The sequence below is a fragment of the Paenibacillus sp. FSL H3-0329 genome (assembly GCF_037963285.1).
GTDB lineage: Bacteria > Bacillota > Bacilli > Paenibacillales > Paenibacillaceae > Paenibacillus_AQ > Paenibacillus_AQ odorifer.
The window spans coordinates 3,835,843-3,855,699 of sequence record NZ_CP150150.1; the positions used below are offsets into that span (position 1 = coordinate 3,835,843).

Here is a 19,857-nt window from a genome sequence, read left to right on the forward strand (position 1 = left end):
ACTGGTCTAGTTCTATTCGTGAACTACTTCAATGTTGTGAGCTTTAGCAAATGCTTCTAATCGTGTACTCATCGCATTAGTATCATAGCGATTCATAAGTCTTGTGAAAATCCATTTCGTACGTTTCCCTTTGTGCTTAATGACTACAGCTCCACGCGAAAGGGTGATTTTCTCAATATCTGCAGCTGGAAGCCCGCGTTCGCGATTGAATTTAATAGTAGACAGTCTTGCTTTTTCCACCTTCAAGTACGGACGACGGAAGAACAATAGCGCTGCCAGCAAATAGTACAGTACTACTCCCAACCAATTAGCCAGCATGCCGTTTCCTTTGGCCTGATCAATAGAACCAACTACCCAAAACATAGTGCCAAGTATCACTAACACTACCGGAAATGCAATGTTGCGACCTTTAAAGACTTCGGCATTCTGGGTAGGAGATTTAGAGGCATAAATCGTATCCTTGCCTTGTTTCTTTCTTTGCTTGTTGATTTGCTGTGTGTTGCGTTGAACCATTCTTTCCCAAGAACGGGCCATGTGCGTTCCCCCTAGTCATCCTGAAATATCTATGAAAAGGAACAGCGAGCTAATGTTAAAGCCCCTTGTTACCTTGTTCATGCTCATCGTTATCTACTACTTCAATAGTATTTAATTGTGCTCGGAAGTTATTGCGGATATTCCCCAGGTAAATTTCACGAAGCTTGGCGCGTTCCGCCACTTCCTCTTGATTAAGGCCTACGCTCTTCTGTTTGCGTGCCAATTCGTTAATTCGCGCGACCAACTCATCAATATTCAATACTTTCCCTCCCCCTATAAATTAATTCTAACTCTGCCATGAGAAAAAGAGCTTGTCAAGGTCTACTCCCTGCAAGCTCTACTGGTCATTCTATTATGTTCTCAGAAAATTAATAAATAGGTAAAGTAAGTATGTCTCCAGCGTTAATTTGACTACTCTTAATCCCACTTGAACGTTTAATTCCTTCTATATAAACAACTGTCTTCATATCAGCCGGTTTATTCTTAAGGGCAATACTCCATAGTGTATCTCCACGTTCAACCACAATCCGCTTCTCTTCCTTCATTATAGTCGTCGATCCTGCAAATACATTTCCCACTACTGTTAGGCCAGAAAATACTAGCACGATAATCAATATTAACTTAATAAAGAAGTCCTGACGGAACAACGAAATCATCCCTCCTAGCAAACGTTCCGTTATCTCTTTCACCTTAGCGGAATTACGGGCAACGTCATTATGTCCTAAAGATTCAACCACTGGGGCCTTATCGTAGATGCTGCGATATGTACTGTATTTTAGCATAATTATCATCCTCCAAACACTTGTTCTTACTTTCGAATTCATAATAACACGAACATGTGTTTTGTTCAATACTATTTCAGAACAATTGTTCTCTTTTTTTCGAGAGACTCAAGTGGTACATTTTATTATCATTTGTCTACCATTTTTTAACTCTAGCAGATTAATATTTATAATAGTTAGAACTTATGTTTGTGCGAACGGTAGTTCTATGTTATAATTTTCCCAAACATTACTATATGGGGTTGATTCCAATGTCAAAGATTTCAAGTCGCCAGCTGGCGATCCTGGAATTTATACGAAGCGAAGTCCGCAGCAAGGGTTATCCACCTTCCGTCCGGGAAATTGGAGAAGCTGTTGGCCTTGCTTCCAGCTCCACAGTTCACGGTCATTTGGACCGGCTTGAGAAGAAGGGACTTATTCGTCGAGATCCAACGAAGCCACGTGCAATAGAATTACTAGGCCAAGAGGATTCAGAGAATGTTCACCAATTCGCCCAGACCATCTCACGGATTCCTGTCGTAGGTAAAGTTACCGCCGGGGTACCTATCACTGCTACAGAGAATATCGAGGACTACTTCCCACTTCCTACTCACTATGTAGGTGACAACAAAGTATTTATGCTGTCAGTTATGGGTGATAGTATGGTGGATGCTGGCATTATGAATGGTGATTATGTAATTGTTCGCCAACAACAAACAGCGGACAACGGAGATATCGTTGTAGCCATGACTGAAGAAGATGAAGCAACCGTTAAGACCTTTTACAAGGAACGTGATCATATACGGCTTCAGCCGGAGAATCCAGCTTATGAGCCTCTTCGCCTTAATCGCGTAACTATTCTCGGAAGAGTCATCGGATTGTTTCGAGATATCCACTAAGTATGCACTCCTACCATAAAAGGCTGTTCCGCAAATGCGGAACAGCCTTTTTTCTGTGTATTTTGCTTTCTCAACCACTAACGAACATTTGTTCTCGTTCGCTAAAATGGGCATTTTCTATGAATAACCGTTTAGGCGTTCTGCTCATATCCTAATTAGAAAGGAGTGTTGTGCATAATGCCAAATTACCGAATTATTGTAGATCTGACCCAACGAATGTTATATCTTCTGGACAATGATATTGTGATTAGAGGTTTCCCTGTCGGCATTGGTAAGATGTTAACCCAATCCCCAGTGGGAGAATTCACGATTATTAACAAACAACCCAATCCAGGCGGTCCCTTTGGTGCCTTTTGGATGGGACTGTCTAAACCACACTACGGGATTCATGGAACGAATGATCCTTCCTCCATTGGGAAAGAGGTATCCCACGGCTGTATCCGGATGTACAACGAGGATGTGTTAACACTCGCAGCTATCGTCCCTATAGGAACACGAGTAACGATAAGGAATTGAATTCGCTGAGGACGTCACAACCCCCAAATCACCATATACAGAATGGGGGTCATTACATAAGTAAGTATTTTTTCATTAGCATACTAGGAGTTTGGTGATTATATGTCGAATATTGTTAACAGGATTGCAAATTGAAAAGGATGTGTTTAGTTTTGAATAACTCAAAAATTAGAACCCTCGTCGATTTTAAAGTCGATGCACTGGGTAAGCTGTCCGGTTTACTTTTAAATGATGAACAAGCTAGTGGAAAAAAAGTGAATTTGCTCACCTCTTTTGGCAGCATTCAGGGAATCGTCTCTCCAGCCGTCTCCAACAAAGAGGATGTATTTGATTTAAAATCTTTGATGGATGATGTAATAGTAGACGAATACATATCTTATTTGGGAGCAGAACACCCTGATAAAAATTTCAGCTATAACTTTGTTGTCCTCAATGACGTTACTTTAAGACCTTATGCTAGTTATGGGACTCCGATCGAATACAAACAGCTGATTGTTTATACCGATCATATCACTGCCTTCAATTTTCTATAGGTTACATACTTACCTTAAAAAGCACCCTTGCAGCAACCCCCAATTTTGCGCCATTTGCAGAATCGGCAGGTTTCTCCGGGTGCTTTTTTTGGGCTAATTCCGAAGCCGATCCTATAATTCCACGAATTTCCCTTTTAAAAGATACTAGTGGGGATCATTCAGGCATATCTTTCAATAAGCAACAATTTGAGTCTAATGAGATAACTGGGAGGTGATTATATGCTGATTATCTTAGTGTACTTATTTGCTATTTTAGGAGTTGTTTTAATTCTAAGTGCCGCCATTATAAAATTGAAAACGCTATCCACTTCATCTGATATTTCTATGCTAGTTAATGCGGCTGCATCCTTTAACATCATTTTCACCAAAACATTCATTCCCCCCAATCAATCTCACTTGATCGCACTTAACGAACCTAATAAAAAATTAGCAATAGGCACCAGAAATCCGAAGAGCAACAAAAAAGCAGTAGCAAAGCTATACTCTTTCGATAATGTAATGGGATCCGAGATTGTGGTTAACGCACTTACCCTTTCAAAAGTCTCCAAAAGACAACAAAACAGCAAAACAACTGCAACTAGTGCAGATATTAACGTCCTTAAGGAACCTGATGAAGAAGCTAATGTGATAGAAGAACTCACGCTTAAAATATATATGAACAGCAAAGAAACGCCTGTGTATTGTATTTCCTTCTTGCCGGGTTTATTGCCTATTCGACAATCCGACAACCAGTACAAGGAAGCTTACTCCCAAGTACAACAATTGCATGCACTCTTCAGGTCAATCGTATCTGAATAATTAAGTTGTTATCGCCATACCTCTCATTTGATTTCGAAATAGAAAGAACCTAAAATTGCACACTAAACCCATCAAACTGGTGAATACCCGTACCATGTGCCACTACTTTTTGCTCACGTAACTCACGAACTGCCTTTTTGACCTCTTGTAAAATAGATGGATCTAAACCCAGCGTATTATGAGAGCCATATACTTGGGTAACCCCTGGAATTTCTGTAATCTTCTCTAAGGATGCCACTAAATCAACCGGACTAGTCGAAGGGTAAAAAGCATAGATTGGCGTAACGTCATATAATAAATCACCTGTAAACAGATATCCGTTGGCATGATCAAATAGGCTGATATGACCTGGCGAATGACCTGGTGTGTGGTAAATTTCTATTTCGCGCCCACCTATGTCGAGCACATCCCCCTCTTGTAAAAGAGCCGTTGGTTTCCCTTGAAAAGGTATGTAGCTGTTAGGATCAAAGGTTTCAGGAACAGGAAGAGTGATGTCTCGACTCATATCCTTTCGAATCTGGGCAAGGGACAAGCCTTTTATTCCGTTAATCAGCCAATCCTCATCCTCTTTATGAACATAGATTGTCTCGAATTGTCCGTGACTGCCAATATGATCTGCATGCACATGTGTAGTTATGACAGCGATAGGTAAATCCGTTAACTGATCCGTTATTCTTTTTATATTATCAATACCTAATCCCGTATCAATTAACGCGGCTTGTTTTTGCCCCAAGAGTAAAAAAGAATGCACCTTTTCCCAATGTCCATATTCACTGATTGCATAGGTGGTCGGATCAATTTCCGTTACTGTAAACCAACGATCTTTAATCAATTACGCTCCCCCATTCCATTTTTCCCTTACATGCTCTTCACCCTTATAATAATCCGCCTGTTCATCCGCTTGATAGATTTCTTGATAAGGCAAAATGTTGATTTTTCCAGAGTCTGGATATTCGCAAACATCTATTCCCTGATTCGTTCGGAGATCCAGATACCTGCATGGTGCATCCGTATGATTATAAAGCTGGTGCGCCCCTTCCGGTCCCATTTCAAAAAATATTACATCCCCTTCAGTAACCTCCGTAAAACCCTCCGGTGTTCTTAACATCGCTTTTCCCGCTAAAATCACAAATATTTCTTCAGCATTTCTATGAAAATGATAAGGATAAGAATATTTATCAGGATCTAAAGATCTGATATCAAAAACTAAATGCTTGGAGCCCACCATTTCAGCTAATCTTTCACTCGTATGCCAAGCAAACTCTGGGATCGGGGACTGTTTTTGAGTAAATGAGACCGTATTTTCATTAAAAATCTTTACCATCTGCACACTCCTCCTCCTTATATTTTGCGTTCAATTACAACAAATAAAGAATCCCAGCTATAGCTAATGAAATAAGACCACCTAAAGCGGACCCATTCGCTACTTTGTTTTTAGCTTTACGGTCTTGCTTAGATTCCGAATAAAAGTTACCTCTTTGTTGTGTACCTGTCGTGAAGGCTCCAACACATATACCTGAAATTATAAAAAATCCCAAGCCTATGTAAATAAAAATTTGCATGAACTTACTCCTTCGCAGGTAAGAATTAGTTATCTATATATAAGATATTTTAACATTAAATTCCTCTGCTACGCGCCATGACTTTCGGACCCAGATGACGCTATTTGCTTATTTTCAGCCTTTGGAGCATGGTTTCGGACTCCAGTGACGTTATTCCTAAGAATGAGGCTCATATTGAGTGTTTTTAATGCCAATAGCGACTATGGGGTCCTTTAGTATCCAAAATGTGGGATAAAGCTTCATATAAGGTCTGCTGGGTCTTATAGCGGGCTCATACGCGAAATTTGCAACCTCAGCAAACGGAAATTGGCGTTCAAATGAAGTAAGGTACCAAAAAGAAGAAGAAGAGGAAGTGTGCCAACAACCATTTTTTGATTATGGTTATGGCACACTTCTTCTACTCCATACAACCCCTTCGGTTCTGTTTACACTTAATTCCTTTCAAGTTCAAGTGTTGCCAGTGAAACCATCACCCAAGGTGCAAAGTTATTCGACGAATCACCCTTAGGATTGTGTATCCGAAAAAGAAAAGCTTCCCCCGCCTGATTTTTCCAGACCATATAATCTTCTATCCCCTTATCACTGGTAGCCTGCAGATATAATTCTGCAAAACCTAGAGGATGTTCAATTAGTTCCCCGCTATGGTCGTTTGCTTTACCAATTGCAGAAAGCTCGGTTTGTCCCTGTTGCTTCAAAGCTGTGAGATCGTAACCGGCAGGCAAGTGTTCAATTTCGGCATAATAGGTTGGATCCTCAGTTAATGATAAACGACCAGACTGTGAGTCTAGTGTGAAACCCTGAAAAACATACAGGGAATATCCATCACCTTGCCCAAGTGTACCTTCTTGCCCTGAGACCCCTCCCTCCTGTTCACCAAATGCTTTGGTCTTTGGTCGATCGGATGCTAGAGGATCAGTGGCCTCCGGACTGGCGGACTCCTGCGCCTCCATAGAAGGAGTAGCAGAAGGTTCGGGAGTGGTTGTAGCTTCGACAACTGGCGTAGGCGCTGCACTTGACGCTGTAGGCTCTGCCTCGTTTGTTGTTTTATTGTTACTACATGCACCGAGAATTGAGGCAGACAGAAGAATACTAGTAGCTGTAGTTAATAATATTTTTTTCATTACGCACCTCCTTATTACTATAATAGTTATTACCCACATGACTAACGTGTCCTCTTATTCTTCAAAATCTTTTCTTCATTTTTATTGCTACGGATTGAAAAATTTCATTCAATCGACTCACTCTTATTGACAGCTATGGAGTTGTGCTCGAAATTCAAATTGTTCCCGGACGATTCGGGCACCTACTATCTTAATTAATGCCACCAGATTCCATAAAGTGACCCATGAGATCTTAGTTCTTCTCGGTTTTATAAGGTTAATTGGACTGAGCAAGAGCAAGGTAGACGATAAATCAATTAAAGTGAAAAAAATTTACAATCACTTTTACTTTAACACTTTTAGAATATACAAAAATAATAAAATAGCGACTCACAGCCAACCGCGGGGTGGTTCTGTAAATCGCCATCCTTAATGATCTGTAACTCAGATTTGTGTCAACACTCTTTGATAAATCCTTTTAAAGTCAGAGCGATGCGGGAATATAACCAATATCTGTCATGACTATGCAGACTCGTCTGAAGAGTTATTTTTTTGATTTATAACTTCTTACTAATAAACTTATACCTTTAAAAATCAAAACCACTAATATCCCGAAAATTATCAAAGTTAATATTAAGTTTGACCAAACTATATCCAAATTCACTCCTCCGTCTCTGCATTTAATTCTTCTATATCAAATCATATCCCATTATTTATGATAAATGAACAACTTCTTACACGTTAAAATTGTTAATCAACAATATGCCAATTTTGATATTCACCTGTAAAACATCCTCGAATAACCTTAACCTCAGCTATTTGTGGGCATTTCGCGGGCATTTTTCGTAGACATATCATTGATGGTTACAAAACCACTATTTTGCCCAAACAAAAAAACCCTCAACACCAAAGGTGTCAAGGGTTTAAAGGTTCTAGTACAAAGTCATGTATTGGTTTCTTTCCCACTCGTGAACCTGAGTACGATAGATATCCCATTCGATTTCTTTCAGCTCGTAGAAGTGAGCCAGCGCATGTTCGCCGAGAGCTTCGGTAATTACATGGCTGCGGATCATTTCGCTTAGCGCTTCTTTCAAATCGGATGGCAAGCTCGGGATGCCTTCTTCAATACGCTCTTCCTCAGACATCACATAGATGTTACGGTCAATTGGGGCTGGAAGATCAAGCTTACGCTTAATTCCGTCTAGCCCTGCTTTCAACATAACAGCAAGTGCGAGGTATGGGTTAGCTGCCGGGTCCGGATTACGAACTTCAACACGTGTACTAAGCCCTCTCGAAGCCGGGATACGAATCATCGGGCTACGGTTACTTGCAGACCAAGCTACGTAACAAGGTGCTTCATAACCAGGAACAAGGCGTTTGTAAGAGTTCACTGTTGGGTTAGTAATCGCTGCAAAAGCACGAGCGTGCTTCAAAATACCAGCCATATAGTAACGTGCAGTTTTGCTCAGACCTAGCTTGTCACTTTCATCGTAGAACATGTTTTCTTTGCCATTAAACAAGGATTGGTGAGCGTGCATACCCGATCCGTTAATACCAAACAAAGGTTTAGGCATAAAAGTTGCATGCAAGCCGTGTTGACGGGCAACCGTCTTCACAACGAGCTTAAAGGTTTGAATTTGGTCAGCAGAAGTGATTGCGTCAGCATATTTGAAATCAATTTCATGCTGGCCGGAAGCCACTTCATGGTGGGATGCTTCGATTTCAAAGCCCATTTCTTCAAGGGTCAATACGATTTCACGACGGCAGTTTTCTCCTAAGTCCGTAGGAGCTAAGTCGAAATAACCACCTTGGTCGTTCAATTCTGTAGTTGGGTTACCTCTTTCGTCTGTTTTGAACAAGAAGAATTCAGGTTCAGGTCCAACATTCATCGCTGTAAAGCCCATTTCTTCGGCTTCCTTCAGACAACGCTTCAGGATACCACGTGGGTCTCCAGCAAATGGAGTACCATCAGGCATATACACGTCACAAATCAGACGTGCAACACGGCTATCAGTCACCCAAGGGAAGATTACCCAAGTATCAAGATCTGGGAAGAGATACATATCGGATTCTTCAATCCGTACATAACCTTCAATGGAGGAACCATCAAACATCATTTTGTTGTCGAGTGCTTTTTCCAATTGGCTAACCGGAATCTCTACATTCTTGATAGTACCTAACAGATCTGTAAATTGCAGACGAATGAAACGAACATTCTCTTCCTTGGCAATGCGTAAAATATCCTCTTTAGAAAAGCTCACGTGATCCTCTCCCTTTCAAAACTCTGTATATTATTATTTATTAAAAAACCGGGATAACTCACCTTGAATAAGCGATACCTGTCCCGGTCTTTTACCGGAAACTAGTTCTTGCTTCAGCAAACGGTGAAGCTGCGAATCTGATAGCTCTCTACGTCTAACCTCTGTGTCAGGGGTAATCACAGTAGCTTCTTCGGATTCCTTAGAGACTGGGTTCATTACTTGCTTGATGCCAGCAATGTTAACACCCTTTTCAATCAAGGCCTTAATTTCTAATAGGCGCTCAACATCATTAAAAGAGAACAAACGTTGATTCCCAGATGTACGTGCAGGTACGATTAGACTGTGCTGTTCATAATAACGAATTTGTCTTGCAGATAAATCAGTTAACTTCATTACAATTCCAATAGGAAATAATGCCATATTTCTGCGGATTTCATCACCCATGACTCATCCAACCTTCCAATGATCTTTTTCTGATCTCATTGTACATTTCCTAATACAGCGTGTCAATAGTGTGTAAGATTTTCTGACAGTAATTTTCGATCACGCATACTTTGGAGTGCCATCAAAACGCCATATTTGACATGGGAGTAGGTTAATCCCCCTTGCATATAGCCGATATAAGGCGCACGGATAGGCGCATCTGCCGATAACTCTAAGCTACCACCTTGTATAAACGTACCTGCCGCCATGATGACAGGATGTTCATATCCCGGCATATCCCATGGTTCTGGAACTACATGGCTGTCTACCGCCGCAGCACGTTGAATTCCCTGCACGAAGGCAATTAAGTGATCCGGTCCATCAAAGGAAACCGCCTGAATCAAATCTGTACGAGGTTCATTCCACGCTGGTTTCGTCTCAAACCCGCAGCGCTGAAATACAGCTGCCGCAAAAATACTGCCTTTAAGGGCTTGTCCAACTGTATGCGGAGCCATGAACAGTCCTTGGTATAACCCGCGGGTAGTTCCTAACATTGCACCTACTTCGCCGCCGATACCAGGAGCTGTAAGACGGTACGCTGTAAGCTCTACTAGATCTCTGCGCCCACAGATGTATCCACCCGTCTCAGCAATTCCACCACCAGGATTTTTAATTAATGAACCCGCTACTAGATCCACTCCAACCTGTGGAGGCTCAAGCTCTTCAGTAAACTCACCATAGCAATTATCAACGAACACAATAACATCCGGTTTCAATGACTTCACTCTCGCTGTCATGTCACCTATTTCGGCTACTGTGAAGGAAGCACGCCAATCATAACCACGCGATCTTTGAATTCCAATTACTTTAGTCTTCTCATTGATAGAGAGAGTTACCTCTTCCCAATCAATCTTACCCTCTGCGGTAAGGGCAACCTCCCGATATGTAATTCCGAAGTCTGCGAGTGAGCCTGTCCCATCTCCTGCTTGGCCAATCACCTTGTGTAAGGTATCGTACGGACGACCTGTGATGTATAAAAGCTCGTCTCCTGGTCGCAGCACACCAAAGAGGGCTGTTGAAATGGTATGTGTTCCTGAAGCAAAATGCGGGCGCACCAAAGCTGATTCCGCACCAAAAACATCAGCATAGACAAGATCCAGCACTTCGCGTCCACGGTCGTTGTAAGCATACCCCGTTGAACCCGCAAAATGATAATCACTGACCTGATGACGTTGAAACGCTTCAATAACCTTCCATTGATTCTTATCGACAATTCGATCGAGGGCTTTGACTGCACCTTCGATTTCAACTTCTGCGGACTCTGCCGCTCCTAAAATATCTTCTGCAAAAACTGCCATTAGTTCTTATTCGCTCCTTACATTTACTTGCCATCATAATGACAGAAAGCGACAGTTGCCTGACGCTTTTTGTCATTAGCTATTATTTTATACCTATACAACAAGCATTTCCACTTTAGGGAACAGAGAAGATTACGGCTGGTCCACAAAATCAGCAAGCATGTAACCCCATTTATCATAATCCTCTTTATTAAGACGGACGTTATAGATAACATCGTTCTCGTCATAGGTGGTTTCCAGAACCTCACCTACTCTGTAAAGCAGGGAAGAAATATCGCCACGGTCTCCAGGAATTCGAAAATTCAGCGTATCTCCGGCCAATTCATCAGAGATAATTTCGATAATCCGGGTTAAATCCTCAGGGTTAAACGCACTGATCTTCAAAAACCCTGTGCCGGTTGGCAGCATTTCCAGTTGCTCAGGCTCACATAGATCGATTTTATTAAAAAGCACTATTTGCGGTTTGCTGGCTGCCCCTAAGTCCTGCAAAATAGTTTGCACAATCTCCATCTGCTCCTCACGCATTGGAGATGAGGCATCCACTACATGCAACACCAGATTGGCCTCATTGACTTCCTCCAGCGTTGCGCGGAAAGATGCCACAAGATCATGCGGAAGATTCTGAATGAAGCCTACAGTATCCGTAAGCACTACCTCTTTGCCACCCGTTAGCTGAAGCACACGTGAAGTAGGGTCAAGCGTAGCAAACAATTGATTTTCAATATAAACATCCGCATCCGTAAGCTGCTTAAGCAGCGTCGATTTACCAGCATTTGTGTAGCCGACTAGAGCAACCTGCACTGCCCCTGCCTTGCGACGGCGTTCACGGTGCAGCTCACGGGTCTTAACTACCTCATCCAACTGGCGTTTCAACTCCGTAATCCGATTGCGAATATGCCGGCGATCGGTCTCAAGCTTACTTTCACCTGGCCCTCTGGTTCCTATACCCCCGCCTAATCTGGATAAGTTTTTGCCTTGACCGGATAACCGCGGCAAAAGATAGGACAGCTGTGCCAGCTCTACTTGAATAATACCCTCTCTCGTTTTGGCCCGCCCAGCAAAAATATCCAAAATGAGTTGCGTCCGATCAATAATCTTCAGATCCAAAGACTCTTCAAGGTTCCGTACCTGCGCTCCAGATAATTCCTGATCAAAAATAGCCGTATTAGCTCCAAGACCATCAGCGGCCATGCGGAGCTCTTCTACCTTACCTTTCCCGATAAACCATTTTGAATCCGGTGTTTCCTTATTCTGACGCAACACATCCAGGACTTCAACACCTGCTGTTTCTGCTAACTGTACTAATTCCTGCAGAGAAAGCTCTGGGTCAATACCGGTACGTTTAATTTTATCTGTGACGAGAGTGACCAATATCGCCCGATCTTGAATATCCGTTTCTGTATCATGCGTAGTTATTGCCATTTATTCATGCTCCTTATGACGGTAATAGAATCTTTGTGTACCATTTAATCAGTTTTTCACTTCTTGCTGATGTTATACAGATGAAACTGTTCATTCACAGCACTTCAAAACATTTTATCATAAGTTTCATTGGTAATATAGGCTGATAATGGAACGGCTCCCCATGCTGTCAGCATTTTCATTATGATAATCTTCAATCTTTTATAAAAGATAAACCGACTAAGCACGTATAAACTTAGCCGGTGTCAATTTATTTAAGAGATTATACTCTCCCCTTTTGGATAATCATCGACCGGAAGAACAAGGTCTCTCGGTAAGATCTCCATCAAAGATTGCTTGGATATTTTGACATGTCTGCTTATTAATCTAACCGCTTGATGGCGAATTGCCTGCTCGAGGATATTGCGTACATACCGCGCATTACTAAAATTTTCTTCAATAATTTTCTCATTAAGGATTAACTCTTTTAGTTTCCCGTTTGTTTCCGGAGTAATTATATAGTCTCTTTCAGCTGCCATTTTATGTGCAATCAATATCAGTTCATCTGTTGTATAGTCCTGAAAATCAAGTTGAATTGGAAAACGTGAGGGAAGCCCGGTATTAGCCTCCATGAACATCTCCATTTCATTTGGATAACCCGCTAAGATAATGATGAGATCATCATTCCTGTCCTCCATAACCTTTACAAGACAGTCGATTGCCTCTTTCCCAAAATCCTTATCTCCGCCTCTAGCCAAGCTATAAGCCTCGTCAATGAATAATACGCCACCCATAGCTTTCTTAACAAGGTCTCTGGTCTTTTGAGCTGTATGCCCTATGTATTCCCCCACTAAATCCGCTCTCTCTACTTCGATTAATTGACCTTTACTTAATATGCCCATATTCTTTAACAGCTTGGCAACGATCCTTGCTACAGTTGTTTTTCCAGTCCCGGGGTTGCCTTTAAACAACATATGATAAACCTGATTAACTACATTTAACCCCAGTTCTTGTCTCATTTTTTCCACTTGGATAAGCGCATGAATTTCATATATAAGATCCTTCACCTTTTCAAGACCGATAAGCTCATGAAGCTCTTGCAGGATTTCTTTTGTAGATTCTAAATGATTATTTTGAGCCAGCGCGCTCTCCAATGTTTCATTCGTAATATTTGTTGGGTCTTGATTTTTGAAAGTTATATTCATTCTGGAATCATTAATGGTTATCTTTCTTAAATTTTCTTCACCCATTGTAATCACCTCGTTAGAGCATTATATGCAATAACTGAATGACATCATGCACTTGTTTTAAAGAATGGGGTTTCGACATTGGATTCCCTGCTATCTCTCGCATCTTCTACGATGGTACACGAGGATAGAATGACCGAAATACATAAAAGCCATAAGCAAACGCTTATTTTTTTATCATTTTACACTCCCATTATTTTTGATATACAAATAACAAATAGCCCCCAGTTAGAGTTTAATCCATTTGGGGGCTGGCTTTTCTAATCAAGTCTCTTCCGGAATAGGAGGCGTTATTAGAAGATTCTGATATTCGGGAACAATTACAGGAACAACTGCTGGATTTTCCATTTCGTATAGGCTAGAATTTCACGCGACTTATGCCTTGTCATCGACAGAACAGTGGATTCTGTAAGTCCCAGTTCAGGATTCACATAACCGAGCTCGTCCGCGATTTCGTGTGAACGCCATCCATGATATGTATGCGTAATAATAATTGCTGAAGACAATCCCTCACTTGTCATAATGGCTTTGCTATACAGAAGATTCTCGTAAGTGCTGGTAGCTTTATTTTCAACAGAAATGGCGCTATCCGGAACTCCATGAGCTACTAAATAATTGCGCATGCCTTGACCTTCGGTATATTTAAGATCAGGTTTATCCAAACCTCCAGAAACTATGAAATGCGAGAACATCCCCTCTTGATAAAGCTTAAGCCCGTAATCCAATCGTTCCTTCAATCCCGGGCTCGGTTCATCTCCCCACATCGACATGCCAAGAATAATCCCTGTATCGGCTTTGAGCATAGGATCTGTCGTTGCAGCTTTATTGATATTCCTCAATGCGTACGCACACCACAACAATCCAACTACAACAATAAGCATTAAAGCAATAAGCAACGTTCGTTTAGACCAAATCCGGCGTTTTTTGGGAACAATCCGAATCGGGGAAGAGTCTCTTCCATAAACGTACCATTCCATCTTTATTTCCTCCTGAATTCTCCATGATGAAATAATTCGGCACGATGTTTCAAAGAGAGAGAGAAATAAGGGAAAGCATGAGCATCGATGCCACGTAAAATAGTATGGGCAGTCTCCCAGGCTAGCTTATAATCGCTTTCTGAGATATCTTGCCTCTCCAGTGCTTCCTCCAGTTCATCCTCATCGAGCAAAAACACCTCGCCGTTCCAAAGTACTACCACGTCCAGATACAAATCGTCAAACCAAGGCACACCTTGGTCAGTGACGCCTTGCACCTTACAGGTGTCTATGTACCATTGAACAATATTTTGTTTTTCGTCGAACATAGCCGTCACAATATAGTGACTGTCTTTCGGAAAATATTGCAGCCAGGAATAACCTTTATCTGCAATACGATATGTATGTCGTCCATAGCTCTTCCACAGTGGTTCTTTCAGCCCGTAGATGGTATAAAGCGTAATATATCCGCTGAATTCCCGGCTCTCCACATAGCGGCAGGCAAAATGGCGACGCGTAATCCGGCGCCAGTTGGCCCGGTCTCCGAATTTACGTTTCATAGAAATTACCCTCTCCAGTATGGTCTATTCAGCTTAACACATTTAGAGGATACACTCAAAACATCCCGCAAAATACAAGAAATTTTTCTTCTAAACCTAACAAAAACGGCAGCCTAGCTTCGCTTTTTAAATAAAGCGAAGCTGGGCTGCCATGGATAAAGCTTATTATTTGAAATTCAAACTCGTTTATTGAGCGGAAGAATCTCCGTTCACAAACCCCGCCTCTGGATCAGGGTTTGTGGACACATTCCCGCTCTCATCGCCGGAACCCTCTCCACCGATAGTGGGTTCTGGAGTTGGAGTCGGCACTGGTGTTGGCGGTGGCGGGGTGATTTCAGGGATCGTCCCTGTACCTCCGTCATTTCCGCCACCCTCGTTGCCGCCTCCGTTATTGCCACCATTTCCATTCTCTCCGTTGTTGCCACCTTCCTCTGGGGTCGGGGTCGGAAGATTAGGATCTATGGTTGGTTCAGGGGTTGGCATTTCATCCTGCACGGATACACTAACCACATTGGATGGTTCGCTCTCCACTTTCAGCGCAGGGTCATAAGAAGTTACATAATACTCGTAAACCAAACCAGGCAGTGCACTAAAATCCCCTGCGCTGGTAGTCACTGTATTTAACAGTGAGCCAAACTCAGCTTCCGATGTCTCTCTACGATAAATACGATACTCAACTCCGGAAATAGGAACTGCCTCCCAATTGAGATTTACAGTCATCGTAGAAGGATCATATGCTGCTGATAGTCCAGTAACGGTCTGAGCTGTTTCTGGTGTTTCTGTAGGCTCAGGGGCAATCTCGTTATCGATCTGCGGGAAGGATTTCTTAGGAACATCCTTCAGCGCTTCCTCCATAACCTTACCCCAGAAAGCAGCGGCAAGCGGACTGCTGTTCTTAAGCAGATGCTTTTTACTTGGCTTGTCATAACCCATCCAGACTGCTGCTGTCCATTCCGGCGTGTAGCCTACAAACCACACATCACGGTTCGAGCTGATTCCAGAATATCCACTTTGCGTCGTACCGGTCTTACCGGCCACAGGACGGTCAATCCTAGCTTTTCTACCCGTACCGCTCTCCACGACCTTCTGCATCATCTCAGTCATTTGATAAGCCGTTTCCTTACTCATCACACGCTCAGGCGTTGTATTCGCTTTGTAGACCGTCTCACCACTGCTGTCAGAGATGGATTTAATGGAATAAGCCTCTCTTAGTTCGCCGCCATTTGCAAAAGCGCTGTAGGCTTGCGCCATTTCCAGCGTATTGGTTCCTTTGCTCATGCCTCCAAGAGCCAGCGAGAGGTTCTTATCCTCGTCTTCCAATCCAATGCCTAGTTTCTTGGCAAATTTAAATCCGGTATTCACACCAATTTCATTGAGCAGCCAAACAGCAGGAATATTCTCTGATTTCTGAATGGCATCACTCATGTTGATGCTCTTAGAATATCCGTGCAGGTTGGTTGGACAATAGTTCGCGAAACATTGCTTCTCATTGCTTAGCGTTGAATTCATGGTGAATTTCCCAGATTCCAGCGCTGGAGCATAAGAGACAATTGGTTTGAAAGCAGAACCTGGAGAACGACGGCTGCCAGTTACACGACTGTAGCCTTTTTTCTCATAATTCCGTCCGCCAAGGAGTGCGACAATACTGCCATTCTCCTGATTCACAATCGTCATTGAGCCTTGTACCAGCTCTTCATCTACACTCTTTTCAAAATTATCACTATCTGCAAAAGCATCTTCAACCGTTTCTTGAGCATGCTTATCCATGGTAGTGTAAATTTTGTATCCGCCGATATTCAGATCATCTTCTGACAATCCAAATTTTTCTTCCGCCTCATCTACTGCAAAATCAATAAATGCTTGATAACGCTGTTTCTTTTCTGGCGGCTTATAGTTATAATCTACGGCTTTTGCTTCGTCTCTTTCCTGCTCCGTTATGTACCCTTGCTCATACATAAGCTGAAGCACTACTGCGCGCCGTTCCTTCGAAAGATCTGGGTTACGCAGCGGGTTGTAACGAGACGGACCTTTTGGCATCGCCGCCAATGTCGCGATTTCCCAGACCTTAAGCTGACTCAAATCACTTTTACCAAAATATCTTACTGATGCTGCTTTAATTCCGTAAATTGTACCCCCGAAGTTAATCCGGTTCAGATACATCGTAATGATCTCTTCTTTAGATTTCTGATTCTCAAGGGCTACGGCAATAGACACTTCAGTTGCTTTACGGAAAAACGTCTTGTCCCGTGTCAGGAAGATGTTTTTGGCGAGCTGTTGAGTAATGGTACTACCGCCCTCTACCATACTTCGTGCGGCGATATCCTTTACTGCTGCCCGGCCAATCGACCATAAATCCACACCAGAATGTTCGAAGAAACGTTTATCCTCTGTGGCTACAAAAGCATTAACCAATAACGGTGGAATTTCTTCATACTCTACTGGATCACTTTTCTCCAGTGATAATTCGCCGATTAAATTAGCATTGCGGTCATATACCTTAGTAGTTTCATTCACTGTTAGCTTATCTTGGTTCTCAAGCAGAAGCTTTTGACCATTTAGCATAATGAACAGATATCCACCTAATGCACAAAAAATGGCTAATGCCGTAGCGAAGAACAAGCTCCACAGCACACGCTTCTTCGTCAAAAATTTCTTTTTCTTTTTTGGTTTTGATTTTGGTTTTGATTTGGAACTGGACGATCCTCTATCTCTATTGTGATTCGTCCTGGATGTATCGTCTCTAGACATAATGCCTCCTGACTCCCTTTCGGAAATAAACATAAATGGTCTGCCATGAATGAAAAGAACAACCTTCACAGGTTGCTCTCTCACACTCTATTCAAACGATTTATAAACAAGAAAGGTTTCAATTCATTTTTGATAAATATTATTCTTCACTACTGCTGTCTTGCATCAGTGATACACTACGCTGTGGTGTGAACGTGGAAATTGCGTGTTTATACACCATTTGCTGGCGTCCATCACTGTCAATGACGATTGTAAAATTGTCGAATGCTTTAATTATTCCCCGGATTTGAAAACCGTTGGTCAGATATACCGTAGCAGGGATATTTTCTTTGCGTAGTTGGTTCAAGAATGTATCTTGGATGTTAATGGACTTGTTCATATGACGTACCCCCAATGGTTCAATTAGATTGTTCAGAAGTATATTCAAGACCTGAGAGAAACTTTCCTGCTATTATACCACGTATTTTTGAGAAATTCTCAGAAAAGTTTTGTTCACCTTCGACATCGATCCACTCGATTTCCTTCATGTGGCGAAACCATGACAACTGTCTTTTGGCGAATCGGCGAGTATCGCGTTTAAGCAGTATCACAGCTTCTTCCAGCGTCAGTTCTCCCGCCAGGTAAGCGGCAATTTCCTTGTAACCCAATCCCTGCATGGACACAAGGCTTCTGCTGTAACCGTTATCCAGCAGTCCCTTCACCTCAGCAACGAGACCATCCGCCAGCATGCTATCAATTCGGTCCTCAATACGTTTATATAGTATTTTCCGGTCCATTGTCAAACCTATGAGACATAAGTCATAGGGTGATTCCTTCTTTTGAGCAGCATGAGAAGCGGAAAGTGTAGTGTTTGTCTGGTGTTGAATTTCCAGTGCACGGATAATTCTGCGACGGTCGTTAGGATGAAGTTTGGCTGCGCTGACTGGATCAACCGCCTCGAGTCTGGCATGCAGTGCAAGCGCTCCATATTCTTCCGCAAATTGATCCTGCTCTTTACGGAAAGCTTCATCAGCCACTGCTTCCGAGAACTGAAAGCCGTAACATAAAGACTCAATATACAGTCCAGTCCCCCCTACGATAAAGGGAAGCTTCCCTCTAGCGCTTATCTCCTCGATAAGTCTAGTGCCCTGCTCTTGAAATTCAGCGGCAGAATACGCATCCTGCGGATCATGAATATCGATCAGGTGATGGGGAATTCCCTTCATTTCAGCGGGTGTAATCTTAGCTGTACCAATATCCATACCACAATAAACCTGCATCGAATCGCCGGAAATAATCTCAGCGTTATAAGCTGCTGCCAGCTCCAGACTTAACCGGGTTTTGCCTACGGCAGTTGGTCCTAACAGCACTAGAACCTTATGCCTTTCTTTAGTTGTCAATGTGTATCACCCCGTACGATGTTTTGGAGTTGCTTCGGAGCAGCTCAGTAAACCCTAGGCGTTCAAATTCGCCACTCAAAGCCTTTTCTTTTAAAAGAACAGTCTTACGGGCGACCCTAACCGCCTCTGCTACACTCTCTGTCGATAAGGCTGCACGGTTAGCGAATTGCCGCAGCGGGGAAATCGAGGCAGAACCCGTCAGAGGCACGCGAAACATAGGATCGAAGTAGACAATATCCACACTTCGATCTGGTTGAGACCGTAAATAATCCAAATGTTCACTATGCACGACATTAACTCTGCGTAAAGCCTCATTGACCTTTACTTGCCCAGAGGTGTAATGAGACATCCCTTCACTGAGCAGTGCGTACAGCGGTAATGAGCTCTCCAAAGCGGTAACCTCCGAGGACTCACCACCATGCACAGCAAACAGTAAGGAGTCGGCTCCTAATCCGGCTGTACAATCCAATACGCTATCTCCGGGAAGCATTCGAGCAGCAACAAGCATCGGCTCGATCTCACCCTTTAGGATTCGTTTAGCGCGAACGAAGCCCATGCTTGGATGAAACTCCATAGGCTCCATTCCTAAGCGGTGTAGTCGAACAGCGTCCTGAGATAGAATCAGAATATCCTCATCTCCGTAATGTTCAACCATCCTTGTAATTGAGAGTTTCTCACGTGAAGCATAACTACAACCCGTTCTCTTCGCAAGGCTTTGCGCGCGTTCTACTATTTCCATTATCGGGCTATACCCCGTAGTTATAATCATGGTGCCTCCAGTCTTGCTCTCAACAAATTTCAAA

The 19,857-nt window shown here is 42.6% G+C and carries 23 protein-coding genes; 5 read left to right on the forward strand and 18 right to left on the reverse strand.

Translation table 11 applies throughout. The features are described from left to right. Positions 1 to 12: 12 nt before the first annotated feature. The 3 genes from NSQ66_RS16880 to NSQ66_RS16890 all read right to left on the reverse strand — a co-directional run bounded on the left by NSQ66_RS16880 (position 13) and on the right by NSQ66_RS16890 (position 1,316). Positions 13 to 534 carry a hypothetical protein gene (locus NSQ66_RS16880; RefSeq protein ID WP_036687716.1) on the reverse strand — a complete coding sequence of 174 codons (522 nt, stop codon included), beginning with the start codon at positions 532 to 534 and terminating at the stop codon, positions 13 to 15. A gap of 55 nt (positions 535 to 589) precedes the next feature. Then, positions 590 to 793, reverse strand: coding sequence for a DUF896 domain-containing protein (locus tag NSQ66_RS16885; RefSeq protein WP_076141987.1), 204 nt, complete (start codon positions 791 to 793; stop codon positions 590 to 592). A 109-nt stretch (positions 794 to 902) separates the two neighbouring features. Next, positions 903 to 1,316 (reverse strand): LysM peptidoglycan-binding domain-containing protein, encoded by a 414-nt coding sequence (locus tag NSQ66_RS16890; protein WP_036687719.1) that lies wholly within the window; start codon positions 1,314 to 1,316, stop codon positions 903 to 905. A 251-nt stretch (positions 1,317 to 1,567) separates the two neighbouring features. On the opposite strand from NSQ66_RS16890, the gene lexA reads away from it, so the two are divergent. The 4 genes from lexA (at position 1,568) to NSQ66_RS16910 (ending at position 4,041) form a co-directional block, all read left to right on the forward strand. After that, the gene (gene lexA / locus NSQ66_RS16895) at positions 1,568 to 2,194 is read left to right on the forward strand and encodes a transcriptional repressor LexA (protein ID WP_036687720.1); all 627 of its coding nucleotides are present in this window, start codon (positions 1,568 to 1,570) and stop codon (positions 2,192 to 2,194) included. A gap of 177 nt (positions 2,195 to 2,371) precedes the next feature. Then, on the forward strand, positions 2,372 to 2,710 hold the full coding sequence (locus NSQ66_RS16900; RefSeq protein WP_036687722.1) for a L,D-transpeptidase: 339 nt from the start codon (positions 2,372 to 2,374) through the stop codon (positions 2,708 to 2,710). A gap of 152 nt (positions 2,711 to 2,862) precedes the next feature. Continuing rightward, positions 2,863 to 3,243: a hypothetical protein gene (locus NSQ66_RS16905; RefSeq protein ID WP_036687723.1), complete on the forward strand. Its 381-nt coding sequence runs from the start codon at positions 2,863 to 2,865 to the stop codon at positions 3,241 to 3,243. A gap of 219 nt (positions 3,244 to 3,462) precedes the next feature. Further along, entirely contained in the window at positions 3,463 to 4,041 is a 579-nt protein-coding gene (locus NSQ66_RS16910) for a hypothetical protein (protein WP_036687725.1), read from the forward strand. A 49-nt stretch (positions 4,042 to 4,090) separates the two neighbouring features. On the opposite strand, the gene NSQ66_RS16915 is transcribed toward NSQ66_RS16910, so the two are convergent. The 12 genes from NSQ66_RS16915 to NSQ66_RS16970 all read right to left on the reverse strand — a co-directional run bounded on the left by NSQ66_RS16915 (position 4,091) and on the right by NSQ66_RS16970 (position 17,489). Then, positions 4,091 to 4,873: an MBL fold metallo-hydrolase gene (locus tag NSQ66_RS16915; RefSeq protein WP_036687727.1), complete on the reverse strand. Its 783-nt coding sequence runs from the start codon at positions 4,871 to 4,873 to the stop codon at positions 4,091 to 4,093. After that, complete coding sequence (locus NSQ66_RS16920; protein ID WP_051491529.1) at positions 4,874 to 5,365, reverse strand: cupin domain-containing protein; 492 nt, start codon at positions 5,363 to 5,365, stop codon at positions 4,874 to 4,876. It lies immediately after the preceding gene. A 34-nt stretch (positions 5,366 to 5,399) separates the two neighbouring features. Further along, positions 5,400 to 5,603 carry a DUF5316 domain-containing protein gene (locus NSQ66_RS16925; RefSeq protein WP_036687728.1) on the reverse strand — a complete coding sequence of 68 codons (204 nt, stop codon included), beginning with the start codon at positions 5,601 to 5,603 and terminating at the stop codon, positions 5,400 to 5,402. 431 nt (positions 5,604 to 6,034) lie between these two features. Continuing rightward, complete coding sequence (locus NSQ66_RS16930; RefSeq protein ID WP_052097089.1) at positions 6,035 to 6,724, reverse strand: hypothetical protein; 690 nt, start codon at positions 6,722 to 6,724, stop codon at positions 6,035 to 6,037. Between the two features lie 911 nt (positions 6,725 to 7,635). Beyond that, positions 7,636 to 8,964, reverse strand: coding sequence for a type I glutamate--ammonia ligase (gene glnA / locus NSQ66_RS16935; RefSeq protein ID WP_036687730.1), 1,329 nt, complete (start codon positions 8,962 to 8,964; stop codon positions 7,636 to 7,638). Positions 8,965 to 8,997: 33 nt separating this feature from the next. Next, complete coding sequence (locus NSQ66_RS16940) at positions 8,998 to 9,408, reverse strand: MerR family transcriptional regulator (RefSeq protein ID WP_019910684.1); 411 nt, start codon at positions 9,406 to 9,408, stop codon at positions 8,998 to 9,000. A 62-nt stretch (positions 9,409 to 9,470) separates the two neighbouring features. After that, a complete protein-coding gene (locus NSQ66_RS16945) occupies positions 9,471 to 10,745 on the reverse strand; it encodes a methionine gamma-lyase family protein (RefSeq protein ID WP_076141986.1) in 1,275 nt (424 codons plus the stop codon). A 132-nt stretch (positions 10,746 to 10,877) separates the two neighbouring features. Continuing rightward, the gene (gene hflX, locus NSQ66_RS16950) at positions 10,878 to 12,167 is read right to left on the reverse strand and encodes a GTPase HflX (protein ID WP_036687733.1); all 1,290 of its coding nucleotides are present in this window, start codon (positions 12,165 to 12,167) and stop codon (positions 10,878 to 10,880) included. Positions 12,168 to 12,421: 254 nt separating this feature from the next. Further along, on the reverse strand, positions 12,422 to 13,396 hold the full coding sequence (locus NSQ66_RS16955) for an AAA family ATPase (RefSeq protein WP_036687736.1): 975 nt from the start codon (positions 13,394 to 13,396) through the stop codon (positions 12,422 to 12,424). Between the two features lie 317 nt (positions 13,397 to 13,713). Beyond that, positions 13,714 to 14,370: a YdcF family protein gene (locus NSQ66_RS16960; RefSeq protein WP_036687738.1), complete on the reverse strand. Its 657-nt coding sequence runs from the start codon at positions 14,368 to 14,370 to the stop codon at positions 13,714 to 13,716. Between the two features lie 2 nt (positions 14,371 to 14,372). Further along, complete coding sequence (locus NSQ66_RS16965) at positions 14,373 to 14,927, reverse strand: DUF402 domain-containing protein (protein WP_036687739.1); 555 nt, start codon at positions 14,925 to 14,927, stop codon at positions 14,373 to 14,375. 186 nt (positions 14,928 to 15,113) lie between these two features. Further along, positions 15,114 to 17,489 (reverse strand): PBP1A family penicillin-binding protein, encoded by a 2,376-nt coding sequence (locus NSQ66_RS16970; RefSeq protein WP_339279319.1) that lies wholly within the window; start codon positions 17,487 to 17,489, stop codon positions 15,114 to 15,116. A 1-nt stretch (position 17,490) separates the two neighbouring features. Here NSQ66_RS16970 and NSQ66_RS16975 point away from each other — a divergent pair, with 1 nt between their 5' ends. After that, on the forward strand, positions 17,491 to 17,646 hold the full coding sequence (locus NSQ66_RS16975; protein ID WP_248548744.1) for a hypothetical protein: 156 nt from the start codon (positions 17,491 to 17,493) through the stop codon (positions 17,644 to 17,646). Positions 17,647 to 17,814: 168 nt separating this feature from the next. Here NSQ66_RS16975 and hfq read toward each other — a convergent pair whose 3' ends face one another. From hfq to NSQ66_RS16990, 3 genes are read right to left on the reverse strand one after another with little or no spacing between them, the layout of a single operon-like run. Further along, the gene (hfq, locus tag NSQ66_RS16980) at positions 17,815 to 18,054 is read right to left on the reverse strand and encodes an RNA chaperone Hfq (RefSeq protein ID WP_036687741.1); all 240 of its coding nucleotides are present in this window, start codon (positions 18,052 to 18,054) and stop codon (positions 17,815 to 17,817) included. A gap of 19 nt (positions 18,055 to 18,073) precedes the next feature. Continuing rightward, a complete protein-coding gene (miaA, locus tag NSQ66_RS16985) occupies positions 18,074 to 19,054 on the reverse strand; it encodes a tRNA (adenosine(37)-N6)-dimethylallyltransferase MiaA (protein ID WP_063829841.1) in 981 nt (326 codons plus the stop codon). Next, on the reverse strand, positions 19,044 to 19,823 hold the full coding sequence (locus NSQ66_RS16990) for a class I SAM-dependent methyltransferase (RefSeq protein ID WP_076142115.1): 780 nt from the start codon (positions 19,821 to 19,823) through the stop codon (positions 19,044 to 19,046). The genes miaA and NSQ66_RS16990 overlap by 11 nt, the downstream gene beginning before the upstream one ends. Between the last annotated feature and the right edge of the window lie 34 nt (positions 19,824 to 19,857).

What these genes read in the sequence shown, in the direction of transcription:
- NSQ66_RS16910 (WP_036687725.1), top strand. Translation starts at nt 3,463, where the DNA reads ATGCTGATTATCTTAGTGTACTTATTTGCTATTTTAGGAGTTGTTTTA.
- NSQ66_RS16965 (WP_036687739.1), bottom strand. Translation starts at nt 14,927, where the DNA reads ATGAAACGTAAATTCGGAGACCGGGCCAACTGGCGCCGGATTACGCGT.
- lexA (WP_036687720.1), top strand. Translation starts at nt 1,568, where the DNA reads ATGTCAAAGATTTCAAGTCGCCAGCTGGCGATCCTGGAATTTATACGA.
- NSQ66_RS16970 (WP_339279319.1), bottom strand. Translation starts at nt 17,489, where the DNA reads ATGCTAAATGGTCAAAAGCTTCTGCTTGAGAACCAAGATAAGCTAACA.
- NSQ66_RS16925 (WP_036687728.1), bottom strand. Translation starts at nt 5,603, where the DNA reads ATGCAAATTTTTATTTACATAGGCTTGGGATTTTTTATAATTTCAGGT.
- NSQ66_RS16900 (WP_036687722.1), top strand. Translation starts at nt 2,372, where the DNA reads ATGCCAAATTACCGAATTATTGTAGATCTGACCCAACGAATGTTATAT.
- NSQ66_RS16880 (WP_036687716.1), bottom strand. Translation starts at nt 534, where the DNA reads ATGGCCCGTTCTTGGGAAAGAATGGTTCAACGCAACACACAGCAAATC.
- NSQ66_RS16975 (WP_248548744.1), top strand. Translation starts at nt 17,491, where the DNA reads ATGAACAGATATCCACCTAATGCACAAAAAATGGCTAATGCCGTAGCG.
- NSQ66_RS16990 (WP_076142115.1), bottom strand. Translation starts at nt 19,823, where the DNA reads ATGATTATAACTACGGGGTATAGCCCGATAATGGAAATAGTAGAACGC.
- hfq (WP_036687741.1), bottom strand. Translation starts at nt 18,054, where the DNA reads ATGAACAAGTCCATTAACATCCAAGATACATTCTTGAACCAACTACGC.
- NSQ66_RS16945 (WP_076141986.1), bottom strand. Translation starts at nt 10,745, where the DNA reads ATGGCAGTTTTTGCAGAAGATATTTTAGGAGCGGCAGAGTCCGCAGAA.
- NSQ66_RS16930 (WP_052097089.1), bottom strand. Translation starts at nt 6,724, where the DNA reads ATGAAAAAAATATTATTAACTACAGCTACTAGTATTCTTCTGTCTGCC.
- NSQ66_RS16940 (WP_019910684.1), bottom strand. Translation starts at nt 9,408, where the DNA reads ATGGGTGATGAAATCCGCAGAAATATGGCATTATTTCCTATTGGAATT.
- NSQ66_RS16960 (WP_036687738.1), bottom strand. Translation starts at nt 14,370, where the DNA reads ATGGAATGGTACGTTTATGGAAGAGACTCTTCCCCGATTCGGATTGTT.
- hflX (WP_036687733.1), bottom strand. Translation starts at nt 12,167, where the DNA reads ATGGCAATAACTACGCATGATACAGAAACGGATATTCAAGATCGGGCG.
- NSQ66_RS16955 (WP_036687736.1), bottom strand. Translation starts at nt 13,396, where the DNA reads ATGGGTGAAGAAAATTTAAGAAAGATAACCATTAATGATTCCAGAATG.
- NSQ66_RS16890 (WP_036687719.1), bottom strand. Translation starts at nt 1,316, where the DNA reads ATGCTAAAATACAGTACATATCGCAGCATCTACGATAAGGCCCCAGTG.
- NSQ66_RS16920 (WP_051491529.1), bottom strand. Translation starts at nt 5,365, where the DNA reads ATGGTAAAGATTTTTAATGAAAATACGGTCTCATTTACTCAAAAACAG.